Raw genomic sequence first — 12388 nt, 5'->3', positions numbered from 1 at the left:
AAGAACGAATATATACACAAAATGGTTTAGGACTAGAGATATGTATCCCTAGTACCTAAACCTTAATTGTTTTATCCCGTTTTAAATCGGGAGTATAGCTTACTTAAGCTCTACTTCAGCTCCTGCTTCTTCTAAAGATTTTTTAAGACCTTCTGCCTCATCTTTAGTTACACCTTCTTTGATTGGTGCTGGTGCACTATCAACGATTGCTTTAGCATCTTTTAATCCTAATCCAGTTAATTCTTTAACTAATTTTACAACTGCTAATTTAGAACCTCCTGCTGCTTTTAAGATAACATCAAATTCAGTTTTTTCTTCTGCTGCTTCTCCTCCTGCTGCTGGGCCTGCTACTGCTACTGCTGCTGCTGCTGGCTCAATACCATACTCATCTTTTAAAATATCAGCTAATTCATTAACTTCTTTTACTGTTAAGTTAACTAATTGTTCTGCGAAATCTTTTAAATCTGCCATTTTAATTGTTTTTTGAAATTTTATTATTTAGTTTATTAGTGCGCGTAATTATTTATCTGATAACGTTTTTAAGATACCTGATAATTTACTACCTCCTGATTGTAATGCTGAAACAACATTCTTAGCAGGCGATTGTAATAATGAGATAATATCTCCGATAAGTTCTTCTTTAGACTTGATGTTAACTAGAGCGTCTAATTGGTCATCTCCAACATAAACCGACTCTTCAACAAAAGCTCCTTTTAATAAAGGTTTGTCTGATTTTTTTCTGAACTCTTTAATAACTTTTGCAGGTGCATTTGCTACCTCTGCAATCATCATTGATGTATTACCTTTTAAAACTCCTTGTAAGTCTCCGAAATCTTTATCAGAAGCTTCCATTGCTTTAGAAAGTAATGTATTTTTTACAACAGCTAATTCTACATTTGCTTTGAAACAAGCTCTACGTAAATTTGATGTAGTAGTTGCATCTAAAGCAGAAATATCTGCTAAGTAAATGATGCTTGTATCTGCTAATCTTGCTGTTAAATCTTGTATTACTTGTGATTTGTCTTCTCTTGTCATAATTAAAAAGTTTTAACTGCCTTATGATACAGATTTTTCATCTACAGCAACACTAGGACTCATAGTTGAAGACATAAAAATACTCTTAATATAGTCTCCTTTAGCCGCTGTTGGCTTTAATTTAATTAACGTTTGTAATAACTCGTTTGCATTTTCTTGAATCTTCTGAGCATCAAATGATACTTTTCCGATTGCAGCATGTACGATACCAGTTTTATCAACTTTAAAGTCAATTTTACCAGCTTTTACTTCTTGTACTGCTTTTGCAACGTTCATAGTTACTGTACCTGTTTTTGGGTTAGGCATTAAACCTCTTGGCCCTAAAACACGACCTAAAGGACCTAATTTACCCATAACACTTGGCATAGTAATAATTACATCAACATCTGTCCAACCTCCTTTAATTTTTTGAAGGTATTCGTCTAATCCTACATAATCAGCACCCGCTTCTTTTGCTTCTGCTTCTTTATCTGGAGTAACTAATGCTAACACTTTTACATCTTTACCTGTTCCGTGTGGTAAAGTTACAACTCCACGTACCATTTGATTTGCTTTACGAGGATCAACTCCTAAACGTACTGCTAAATCAACTGATGCGTCAAATTTTACATTTGTAATTTCTTTAACTAATGCTGATGCATCTTTTAAGCTATAAACTTTAGAGCTATCTACTTTAGCACGAGCTTCTTTTTGCTTTCTAGTAATTGCCATTTCTAAATATCTTTTAAAGTTTAAGCAGGTGCATCACCTTTTACTGTTAATCCCATAGAACGAGCTGTTCCTGCAATCATTCTCATTGCAGACTCAACTTTAAAGGCATTCATATCTACCATTTTGTCTTCTGCAATTCCACGAATTTGATCCCAAGTAACGCTAGCTACTTTTTTCCTATTAGGTTCTCCTGAACCTTTCTTAATTTTGGCCGCTTCTAATAATTGTACTGCAGCTGGTGGTGTTTTTACAACAAACTCAAATGATTTGTCTGTATAAACTGTAATCACAACAGGTAAAACTTTACCTTGCTTGTCCTGTGTACGTGCATTAAATTGCTTACAGAACTCCATGATATTAACACCGGCAGCACCTAAAGCGGGTCCAACTGGTGGCGACGGATTCGCAGCACCTCCCCTTACTTGTAGTTTAACTAATTTACTTACTTCTTTTGCCATTGTTTAAGATTTAATGACGTGTTTAAAATGGAAGCTTCAAACACATCTAAATATAGGTGTAACGATTATATTTTTTCTACTTGCGTATAATTTAATTCTAATGGTGTTTTTCTTCCAAAAATCTTAACCATTACTTCTAATTTACGCTTTTCTTCATTTACGTTTTCAACTGCTCCGTCGAATCCATTAAATGGTCCATCGATTACCTTAACCGTTTCTCCAACGTTATAAGGTATTGCGATATTTTCATCTCTAACAGAAAGTTCATCAACTTTACCTAACATTCTGTTTACTTCTGATTTACGCATTGGTACTGGTTCCCCTCCTTTTGTTTCACCTAAAAAACCTATAACTCCTGTTACAGATTTAATTACGTGAGGAACTTCACCTGCTAAATTAGCTTCTACCATTACGTAACCAGGAAAGTATACTCTTTCTCTGTTAACTTTCTTTCCGTTTCTTACTTGAATAACTTTTTCTGTAGGAACAATTACTTGATTTACGTAATCCGACAAACCAAAACGAGCGATTTCTGTCTCGATATAAGTTTTAACCTTATTTTCTTGACCTCCTACTGCTCTAACTACATACCATTTCATCACTGAATCAGCCATCATTAAAACATTTTAAAGAAATTATCTAATCCTGTTTGAAAAACTTTATCAATTCCTGCTACTGCTAAAGCAAAAACAATAGTAAATGCCGCAACAACTACAGTTGACTTTTGAGCCTCTTCACGAGATGCCCAAGTCATATTAGTGTTTAATTCTTCAAAAGAACCTTTTATGTACTCTATAAAGTTATTCATGTTTTTATCCTTTTAACGAGCTATGATTTAATACCATAACTCGCTTTAGTTTTGCACGGATTGAGGGACTCGAACCCCCGACACCTGGTTTTGGAGACCAGTGCTCTACCAACTGAGCTAAACCCGTATTTCATTTTAAAAGGAGTCTCTCTATAAAAGAGACTCCTTTTCTTTATGATATAAACTAATTTCTTAGTCTAAAATTTCAGTTACCTGACCTGCACCTACTGTTCTACCTCCTTCACGGATAGCAAACTGTAAACCTAAGTTTAATGCAATTGGTTGGATTAAATCAACTGTAATAGTTAAGTTATCTCCAGGCATTACCATTTCTACTCCATCAGGTAAGTTAATAGTACCTGTTACATCTGTTGTACGCACATAAAACTGTGGACGATAGTTGTTATGGAATGGAGTGTGACGTCCACCTTCTTCTTTCTTTAAAACATAAACCTCAGCTTTAAACTTAGCGTGTGGTGTTACAGATCCTGGCTTAACGATTACCATTCCTCTTTTAATGTCTTCTTTTGCAATACCTCTTAACAAGATACCTGCGTTATCTCCTGCCTCACCTCTATCTAAGATTTGACGGAACATTTCAATACCAGTTACTGTAGAAGTTAACTTCTCAGTACCCATACCGATAATTTCAACTGGATCACCAGAGTTGATGATTCCCGTTTCAATACGACCAGTAGCAACAGTACCACGACCAGTAATTGAGAATACATCTTCAATTGGCATTAAGAAATCTTTTTCAGTTTCTCTTGGTGGCTCTTCAATCCAAGTATCAACAGCTTCCATTAATTCTAAAACTGTATTTACCCATTTCTCTTCTCCATTTAAAGCTCCTAAAGCAGATCCAGCTACTACAGGTCCATTATCTCCATCATATTCATAGAAAGATAATAAATCTCTAACTTCCATCTCTACTAACTCTAGTAACTCCTCATCATCTACCATATCCACCTTGTTTAAGAAAACAACAATACGTGGAATACCTACCTGACGACCTAATAAGATGTGCTCACGAGTTTGTGGCATTGGCCCATCAGTTGCAGCTACAACTAAGATAGCTCCATCCATTTGTGCAGCACCAGTTACCATGTTCTTTACGTAATCGGCGTGACCTGGACAGTCTACGTGCGCGTAGTGACGGTTAGCTGTTGCATACTCTACGTGAGAAGAGTTAATTGTTATACCTCTTTCTTTTTCTTCTGGAGCATTATCGATTTGATCAAAAGCTCTTTGTTCAGAAAATCCTGCATCTGCTAATACTTTTGTAATTGCAGCAGTTAAAGTAGTTTTACCGTGATCTACGTGACCAATAGTACCAACATTTAAGTGGGGCTTCGAACGATCGTAAGTTTCTTTTGCCATGATTATTAATTTTAATTCTTAGTTAAATATATTTAGTGTTACTTTAAATTCTTTTTTAAAAAAACTCTAAAAAAGAGCCAATGACCGGATTTGAACCGGTGACCTCATCCCTACCAAGGATGCGCTCTACCAACTGAGCTACACCGGCCTGGATAATTATTAGAGCGAAAGACCAGGTTCGAACTGGCGACATTCAGCTTGGAAGGCTGACGCTCTACCAACTGAGCTACTTTCGCATACTTTTAAAACTTTTATCATTACTAAAACTTAGCTTTAATAATAAATTCGCTTTAAAAAGTGGGGAGAGCAGGATTCGAACCTGCGAAGTCGTAAGACAACGGAGTTACAGTCCGTCCCAGTTGGCCGCTTTGGTATCTCCCCTTGGTAATTTAAACAATGTTAAAGAACTTCTTTTTTATGAGCCGATGAGAGGACTCGAACCTCCGACCTGCTGATTACAAATCAGCTGCTCTAGCCAGCTGAGCTACATCGGCTTTTATTGCCATAAAAAAACAATCCGCTATTTCTAACGGATTGCAAATGTATAAAGTAATTTTAATATTTTAAAACTTTTTTCAATTATTTTTTATCTTTTTATGATACTAATGAATCTCGTTGTTTTTCTTTTGATTTTTTTAAACTCCTTTTTAATGAGTCTACCGCAACATTCACGCCTTCTTCAAAGGTTTTATTTTGTTTTTTTACCATTATTTCATTTCCTGGTATATTTATTTTTATTTCTGTTATTTTATTTTCTTTTTCACTTGTTTTTTGCACTTTTAAAAAAACCTCTACATCAACGATTTTATCATGAAACTTCTCTAACCCTTCTATTTTTTTTTCAATATATTCTATTAAACCTTTATCTGCTGTAAAGTTTACTGACTGCGTGAATACTTTCATAATTTTTTCAATCTTTAGTTTGACTCTCTAGGGTGAGCCTTGTTATATACTTTTTTTATCTGCTCCAAGCTATTATGCGTATACACTTGGGTAGCGGCTAAACTTGAATGCCCTAGCAATTCTTTAACCGAGTTTAACGACGCACCGTTATTAAGCAGTTGCGTAGCAAAAGCATGCCTTAAAATATGTGGGCTTTTTTTTGCTTTTGTTGACACTTTACTAAAGTACAAATTTATTACTCGGTACACAAGAGTTTCATATATTTTAACCCCTTTTTTTGTTATTAAAAGCGCCTCTACTAAACTCTTTTCATAATCTCTTTTTAAGCTTAAATACTGATTTAAAGTCTTTAAAACAGACGGCAACACCATCACATACCGCTCTTTATTTCTTTTTCCTAAAACTTTTATAACCTGACGACTAAAATCGATATCTTTTTCTTTGACATTAACCAACTCTATTCTCCTCATACCCGTTGAATACAATAACTCAATAATTAACCTATCTCTTACTGATTCAAAATCTTTACCTTCTCCTAAAACACTCAACACACTTTCAACCTCTTCTTTATCAAATGGCGTTTGTATTTTTTTTTGAACTTTTAATGCCTTATGTTTTGCTAACGGATTTATTTCAATTTCATGTATTTTCTGCAAAAAACTATAAAACGTTTTCAGAGAACTTATTTTTCGATTAATACTTCTGTTCGAAATTTTATTTTCTACAAGAGCAACTATCCAAGTTCTTATTTGATGGTAATGTATTAGTGTTATTTCTTTTTCATCAAATTCTTCTTCACAAAAATCACTAAACGCAATTATATCTCGCTTATAAGCATTAATTGTATTTTTAGAATAATTTTTTTCACATTCTAAATATCTTAAAAAGGCAACTACAAGCATTTACTCTTTGTTTTTACAAAAATAAATATACAAAAAAACCTGTATTGATATCAACACAGGTTTATATAATATTTGTAAGTAATCATTAACTTACTTCTTCTTTCGTTCTTAATCCTTGAACGTAAGATGCTTTCATCATTTGAGCTCGTTTTACAACAGAAGGTTTATTAAACTGCTTCTTGTCTCTTAATTGTTTTAAGATTTTTACATCTCTAAACTTTCGCTTATAACGTTTTAACGCTCTATCGATATTTTCTCCTTCTTTAATTGGAATGATTAACATGTATTAGCACCTCCCTTCATTGTAGTCTCTAAATTTTTATTTTTAGGACTGCAAATGTACTGAGTATTTTTTAATAAACAACTAATTTATACTGTTTTTAAAAATTTCTTTCAAATACTATTATTTTATCTAAAAAAAAAATGTAAATAATTAAGTAGCAGGTTTATATTCTTTTTTATCGATAATCATCTTTGCTATAATCTCTTTTAAAATTTCAGAAGTTCCACCACCTATCGGACCTAAACGACTATCTCTTAATAAACGTGCTAACGGATATTCTTCCATATAACCATAACCACCAAGCAACTGTAAAGCATCGTAAATAACTTCATCTGCCATTTTGGTAGACAACATTTTACTCATACTTGCTTCTTTAACAACATAAACCCCTTCATTTAGTCTTTTTGTGATAGAATAATTATACTCTCTACACATATCTACTCTTGATGCCATTTCTGCAACTTTATGACGCAATGCTTGAAATTTATCTAACGTCTTCCCAAAAGCCTCTCTTTCACTCATATAATTTATCACATAATTTACAGCATACTCTGCTCTTGCATGAGCATTTATAGCCATTATTAAACGTTCTAAAGCAAAATGTTGCATTATATAAGGAAACCCTTTCCCTTCTTCTCCCATTAAATTTTCGGCAGGAATCACGACATTATCAAAAGCAATTTCAGCTGTATCAGAAGCTCTCCATCCTAATTTATCTAATTTAGTTGATGAGATCCCAGGTGTGTTTCTATCAACTAAAAGAATACTCATTCCTTTATGCTTATCCTCTGGATTTGTTTTTGCCGCAACTACCAAATAATCAGAATATACTCCGTTTGTAATAAATGTTTTTGAGCCATTAATCACATAAGTATCTCCTTTTTTAATTGCTGTAGTTCGCATACCAGCAACATCACTCCCTCCAAAAGGCTCTGAAATACATAAACATCCTATTTTATCTCCGTTTATACTCGGAGTTAAATATTCTTTTTTGATTCTATCATCACCTTCTTTATTTAAATGTGTCATTGCTAAATAAGCATGCGCCCACATATTAGCAGCAAAACCTCCTGAGTTAATTTTTTGTAATTCTTCTAAGAATATCACAGTATAAAAAAGATCTAATCCTAATCCTCCATATTCTTCTGGTTGATTTAATCCGAAATACCCCATTTCACCAAACTTCTTCCAAATGAAACGCTCAACGGCTCCATCTTTTTCCCATTTATTTATATGAGGAACTACTTCTTTTTGTAAAAAGTCTTTAAAACTTTGACGAAAAAAGTCATGTTCTTCTGTAAAGTACATACTGTTCATAATTATTTTATTGTTTGTTTATTCTGCTTTCAAATATAAAACTATTCTATCATATTTATCTATAGGAAAACCAGCTATCTTTTTTATTTCTGATATATCTTGAAGTTCTGCTACTTCATCTCTATAATCAAAAATACTTTTACACAAAGCATAATCTATATAAGGTATTTTAAGCACCTCTTTAAATGTTGCGGTATTTATATTTATTGGTATGATTTTTTCTTTAGATTGCTTCTCCTCAATCACCTCCTCTTTATCAGTAGCTTTTATAGAATTTATTAACTTAACTCTTCTTTTTTCTTTTTGAACAACCCAATCAGGAAATTTAAAATTTGGGGATATTTTATTTATTAAACTATCAGACATCTGAGTTACTTGCTGAAACTCATTAGCTGAATTTACAAACCGCCCTTGCTTTCTATATGCATGTAATCTATCAATTTCATCTAAAGACATTCCTAATTGCTCTCCCTTAAAATCAGAAATATAATTTGGGTTAAACTTATATGTCTTGAACTTTCTACGTTCAACTTCAATAGCTTTTAAACTGTCAATTTTGTTTTGAAAAAACAATAACTCTTTTGTATTTTGTTTTACTTTTTTATCTGATGAAAAATCAACAAAAAAATAAACTCCCTGAAGTAAAACAATAAGCGTTATCAAAAAGAAAACCCCATTTCTTTGGCGTTTGTTATACCAGAAATGGGGTTTAAATATTTTCATTGCTCTTAATAACTTACATTATTTAGCAAACTCTTTAATAGCTTTCATATACTTTGCTAACTCTTCTTTCACCTTAGGTGCAAGCATTACAATACCAATCATATTTGGTACCATCATTGCAAAAATCATTGCATCTGAAAACCCTATTACCGAACCTAAACTTGCTGCTGAACCAATAACAACAAAAACACAAAAGATAATTTTATAGGTATATTCCATTTTTTTGCTTCTTCCAAATAAATAAGCCCAACCTTGAAAACCGTAATAAGACCAAGATATCATTGTTGAAAAAGCAAATAACACTACTGCAATTGTTAACACGTATGGAAACCAAGAAATAGCAGATTCAAAGGCTCCTGATGTTAACAAAATAGCTTGTGCATCATTTAACCCTGCATTTGCTGATGTCACATTACCAGTTATAATTAAAACTAAAGCTGTCATAGTACAAACTACAACGGTATCAATAAACGGCTCTAACAAGGCTACTAACCCTTCAGAAGCTGCGTATTTTGTTTTTACAGCTGAATGCGCTATAGAAGCAGAACCTACACCTGCTTCATTTGAAAAAGCAGCTCTTCTAAATCCTTGCACCAATACTCCTATTGCTCCTCCAGCCATACCTTCTGGACTAAAGGCTCCGCTGATAATTTGCGAAAAAGCATCACCAACCATATTTATATTTGCAAATATTACAAATAATGAAGCCGCTACATATATAGCAACCATAAATGGCACAATTTTATCTGTTACTTTTGCTATTTTTTTAATCCCTCCAATAATTACTATACCTACAAGCACAGCCATAACTACTCCAAACAACCATCCTTTACCATGTAAAAGAGATGCTTCACCTCCTGTTATATTTTCAACTAATTGAAATGCTTGATTTACTTGAAACATGTTACCACCTCCAAAAGAACCTCCAATAACAAAAACAGCAAATAATCCTGCTAAAACTTTACCTAATGTTTTATTTTTTAACCCTTTTGTTAAATAATACATTGGCCCTCCATAAACGGTACCATCTGACTCAATATCACGATATTTTACACCAAGTGTACACTCTACAAATTTAGATGCCATTCCTAAAAAACCTGCTACAATCATCCAAAAAGTAGCTCCAGCACCACCAATTGAAACTGCTATTGCAACCCCTGCTATATTACCTAAACCTACTGTTGCTGATAATGCTGCTGTTAATGCCTGAAAATGAGAAACCTCTCCTTCATGATCTTCTATTGCAATTGTCTCTCTATGGTCTCCATCTGTTAAATCACCTGCTCCATGCATAGATTCATGATGATCAAGATCGTCATATTTACCTCGTATTATATTAATAGATGTTACAACCCCTCTAAAATTAATAAACTTAAAATAAAAAGTAAAATAAAGGGCTCCTAATATTAATGGAAATAATACCCAAAAAACTTTTATACCTCCTCCAAAGTCAATTTGATAAAATATTAAATTGACAAACCAGCCTGTAGCGCTACCAAAAACTTCGTCTATTTGTTGATCAATACCTTTTTCTTGTGCAAATGTTAACATCGGTGTTATTAGTAATAACAACGTTAGAAGTTTTTTCTTCATAATTATGTATGTTTGTTTTTTGAATTAGTAGCTCGCAATATCATAAAAAAATGTACTTTCAACAAGTTTTATGCGTTAAATGTAGTTTTTAAGTTAGTTTTTCTTTAAATTTTTGTAAATTTTCTTTAAATGATTTGGGGTAAAAACCCAACTCATTATTTGTTTTACTTAAATCAAAACCTGTTTTAAAAGGTCTCTTTGCTTTTTGATTTAACATTGTTGTCGAAATAGCTTTTATAAATTTTTTATCCAATTTAAAAACTTCAGCTATTTGTTGTGCTATTTCTTGTATACTTAGTAATGTGTTTGATGATATATTAAAAATTCCGAATGCTTTTTTATCTATTGCTATTTTACAAGCCAATGCTAAATCATCAACATAAGTAGGCATACGGTATTGATCGTTAACAATGGTAATTTCTTTTTTTTCTTCTAGTGATTTTTTTACCCACAAAACAATATTGTTCCTTGTCATGTCAAACACTTTTCCATACACTAAAATGGTTCTAAGAATTGTGTAATTTATTTTTGATGCTGTTATTAATTCTTCTGATTTTAATTTAGATAGCCCATAGTAATTTATTGGATTAGGAATATCAGTTTCTTTATAAGGCCCACTTTCTCCATCAAAAATAAAATCTGTTGATATATGAATTAAGTGAATATTTGTTTCTTCTGAATATTCTTTTAAAAACCGAACAACATCAATATTTAAAACATCACAAGCCTGTTTATTTTCTTCACAAGCATCAACATTTGTCATGGCTGCTGTGTTTACAATAACATCAGGACTATATTCTTTAAGCTTTTGTTTAAGTAGTAATTTATCTGTAACATCAATAGAAATGTACTTAAAATCATCTCTTCCACTTCTATTTCCTCCTCTTGAAAAACCAATTACTTTATATTTTTCTTTATCCTGTAATAGAAGATTTACTAAAGTTTGACCTAGCAAACCATTACTTCCTGTAATAACTATGTTTTTCATTAAAATAACTCTCTTAATTTAATTATTTGTTTAGGACGCCCTAAAACAATTAAATTTGCTCCTGCTGTAAGTTTTACAGAAGCATCAGGATTTATGATATATTCTTTTTCCGATGTACGATAACCGATAACGGTACAGCCTGTTTTTTTTCGTAAATCTAAATCTAAAATTGTTCGATTTAAATATTTTTCCGGTAAATTATCTATTGCTATTTCTTCAAGGTTTGCAGTAGTATCTCCTTCAATAGTTAATCTATCTACAAATTCAATTACATCAGGTGTAACTACTAAAGACGCCATATGCGCACCCCCTAATTTATCGGGCATAATTACATTATCTGCTCCAGCAATTTTAAGTTTACTATACGATGTTTCTTTTGAGGCTCTACTTATAATTCTACATTTTTTATTTAACTGACTAGCTGTTAATACAACAAACAAATTATCAGCATCCGAAGGTAAAACCGTTATTAAATTAGCTGCGTTTAAAATTCCTGCTTTTAATAATGTTTCATCTAAAGTCGCATCACCTTCAATGTTTAAAACTCCGTTTTCATCGAGTTTTTTAACAATTTCTTCATGTTTTTCTATTACAACAACGTCTTTATTATAATTATTTAATTTAGCTATTGCTTGTTTTCCATTTCTACCATACCCACACACAATAGTATGTCCATTTAATTTCTCTATACTCTTTTTCACTTTTTTTATTTTTAGTTGACGAAAAAATTGTCCGCTTATTAAATATTCTGAAAAAGAAGATACAGCATACCCGAATATAAATAAACTGGACAGTATCAACCCAATTGTAAATATCTTTTCTCCTGTACCAAACGGATGTACTTCTCCAAAACCTATAGTAGTTATGGTAATTACCGTCATATACAAGGCATCAATAAAAGAATAATTAAATAAAATAAGGTATCCTCCTACTCCTATCGATAAAATTAAAACTGAAAACAGTATAGCCTTGTATAATCTTGACTTAAATACGAGATTCATCATAAATCAAAAACAGAAGTTCTTTTAGTGTACACCATATCTTTTAATCGTAATAAAAAAGCCAATGTTAAATACACTCCAAATGACAATCCTATGGTTACAAACGATATATAAATAAAAAACAATCGCACATTTGTTGCCCGCATACCTAAACGATCTGCCAATCGAGAAGACACTGCAAAACCATGACGCTCAAAAAAATGACGTACCGCGTGAATAAACTTCATATATAAATAGGTTTTAAATGCAAGATACCAATTTACAATCATTTGTTTACAACATCAGC

Annotated in this window: 16 protein-coding genes and 5 tRNA genes; all 21 read right to left on the bottom strand. The window is 32.4% G+C overall.

Annotated elements, in window-relative coordinates:
• Positions 1 to 99 precede the first annotated feature (99 nt).
• A complete protein-coding gene (gene rplL, locus Q4586_RS03115; protein WP_068704503.1) occupies positions 100 to 471 on the bottom strand; it encodes a 50S ribosomal protein L7/L12 in 372 nt (123 codons plus the stop codon).
• Positions 472 to 519: 48 nt separating this feature from the next.
• The gene (gene rplJ, locus Q4586_RS03110; protein ID WP_068704505.1) at positions 520 to 1035 is read right to left on the bottom strand and encodes a 50S ribosomal protein L10; all 516 of its coding nucleotides are present in this window, start codon (positions 1033 to 1035) and stop codon (positions 520 to 522) included.
• A gap of 21 nt (positions 1036 to 1056) precedes the next feature.
• Entirely contained in the window at positions 1057 to 1746 is a 690-nt protein-coding gene (rplA, locus tag Q4586_RS03105; protein WP_271405905.1) for a 50S ribosomal protein L1, read from the bottom strand.
• A 20-nt stretch (positions 1747 to 1766) separates the two neighbouring features.
• The gene (rplK, locus tag Q4586_RS03100) at positions 1767 to 2204 is read right to left on the bottom strand and encodes a 50S ribosomal protein L11 (protein WP_068704509.1); all 438 of its coding nucleotides are present in this window, start codon (positions 2202 to 2204) and stop codon (positions 1767 to 1769) included.
• 65 nt (positions 2205 to 2269) lie between these two features.
• Positions 2270 to 2818, bottom strand: coding sequence for a transcription termination/antitermination protein NusG (nusG, locus tag Q4586_RS03095; RefSeq protein WP_068704827.1), 549 nt, complete (start codon positions 2816 to 2818; stop codon positions 2270 to 2272).
• A 2-nt stretch (positions 2819 to 2820) separates the two neighbouring features.
• Entirely contained in the window at positions 2821 to 3012 is a 192-nt protein-coding gene (gene secE, locus Q4586_RS03090; RefSeq protein ID WP_303526229.1) for a preprotein translocase subunit SecE, read from the bottom strand.
• Between the two features lie 54 nt (positions 3013 to 3066).
• Positions 3067 to 3139: transfer RNA gene (locus Q4586_RS03085), tRNA-Trp, on the bottom strand.
• A gap of 65 nt (positions 3140 to 3204) precedes the next feature.
• Complete coding sequence (tuf, locus tag Q4586_RS03080; protein ID WP_068704513.1) at positions 3205 to 4392, bottom strand: elongation factor Tu; 1188 nt, start codon at positions 4390 to 4392, stop codon at positions 3205 to 3207.
• 75 nt (positions 4393 to 4467) lie between these two features.
• Positions 4468 to 4540 (bottom strand) — tRNA-Thr (locus Q4586_RS03075).
• A gap of 15 nt (positions 4541 to 4555) precedes the next feature.
• Positions 4556 to 4628: transfer RNA gene (locus tag Q4586_RS03070), tRNA-Gly, on the bottom strand.
• Between the two features lie 62 nt (positions 4629 to 4690).
• Positions 4691 to 4773 (bottom strand) — tRNA-Tyr (locus tag Q4586_RS03065).
• 39 nt (positions 4774 to 4812) lie between these two features.
• A tRNA-Thr gene (locus Q4586_RS03060) sits at positions 4813 to 4886 on the bottom strand.
• A gap of 100 nt (positions 4887 to 4986) precedes the next feature.
• On the bottom strand, positions 4987 to 5295 hold the full coding sequence (gene hpf / locus Q4586_RS03055; RefSeq protein ID WP_271405904.1) for a ribosome hibernation-promoting factor, HPF/YfiA family: 309 nt from the start codon (positions 5293 to 5295) through the stop codon (positions 4987 to 4989).
• 14 nt (positions 5296 to 5309) lie between these two features.
• Entirely contained in the window at positions 5310 to 6197 is an 888-nt protein-coding gene (locus tag Q4586_RS03050; RefSeq protein WP_303526220.1) for a tyrosine-type recombinase/integrase, read from the bottom strand.
• An 85-nt stretch (positions 6198 to 6282) separates the two neighbouring features.
• Entirely contained in the window at positions 6283 to 6480 is a 198-nt protein-coding gene (gene rpsU / locus Q4586_RS03045) for a 30S ribosomal protein S21 (protein ID WP_068704520.1), read from the bottom strand.
• A 150-nt stretch (positions 6481 to 6630) separates the two neighbouring features.
• On the bottom strand, positions 6631 to 7797 hold the full coding sequence (locus Q4586_RS03040; RefSeq protein ID WP_303526216.1) for an acyl-CoA dehydrogenase family protein: 1167 nt from the start codon (positions 7795 to 7797) through the stop codon (positions 6631 to 6633).
• Positions 7798 to 7815: 18 nt separating this feature from the next.
• Positions 7816 to 8520 (bottom strand): ComEA family DNA-binding protein, encoded by a 705-nt coding sequence (locus Q4586_RS03035; protein ID WP_303526213.1) that lies wholly within the window; start codon positions 8518 to 8520, stop codon positions 7816 to 7818.
• An 18-nt stretch (positions 8521 to 8538) separates the two neighbouring features.
• The gene (locus Q4586_RS03030; RefSeq protein ID WP_068704525.1) at positions 8539 to 10113 is read right to left on the bottom strand and encodes an alanine/glycine:cation symporter family protein; all 1575 of its coding nucleotides are present in this window, start codon (positions 10111 to 10113) and stop codon (positions 8539 to 8541) included.
• Positions 10114 to 10201: 88 nt separating this feature from the next.
• Positions 10202 to 11101 carry an SDR family oxidoreductase gene (locus Q4586_RS03025; protein WP_068704527.1) on the bottom strand — a complete coding sequence of 300 codons (900 nt, stop codon included), beginning with the start codon at positions 11099 to 11101 and terminating at the stop codon, positions 10202 to 10204.
• On the bottom strand, positions 11101 to 12102 hold the full coding sequence (locus tag Q4586_RS03020; protein ID WP_068704831.1) for a potassium channel family protein: 1002 nt from the start codon (positions 12100 to 12102) through the stop codon (positions 11101 to 11103). The genes Q4586_RS03025 and Q4586_RS03020 overlap by 1 nt, the downstream gene beginning before the upstream one ends.
• Positions 12102 to 12329 carry a PspC family transcriptional regulator gene (locus Q4586_RS03015; RefSeq protein ID WP_068704829.1) on the bottom strand — a complete coding sequence of 76 codons (228 nt, stop codon included), beginning with the start codon at positions 12327 to 12329 and terminating at the stop codon, positions 12102 to 12104. The genes Q4586_RS03020 and Q4586_RS03015 overlap by 1 nt, the downstream gene beginning before the upstream one ends.
• Positions 12330 to 12388: the final 59 nt, after the last annotated feature.

Source organism: Tenacibaculum soleae (assembly GCF_030549005.1).
Lineage (GTDB): Bacteria > Bacteroidota > Bacteroidia > Flavobacteriales > Flavobacteriaceae > Polaribacter > Polaribacter soleae.
The sequence above is the reverse complement of the archived record's forward strand: the minus strand, read 5'-3'. Positions and strand labels throughout refer to the sequence as shown.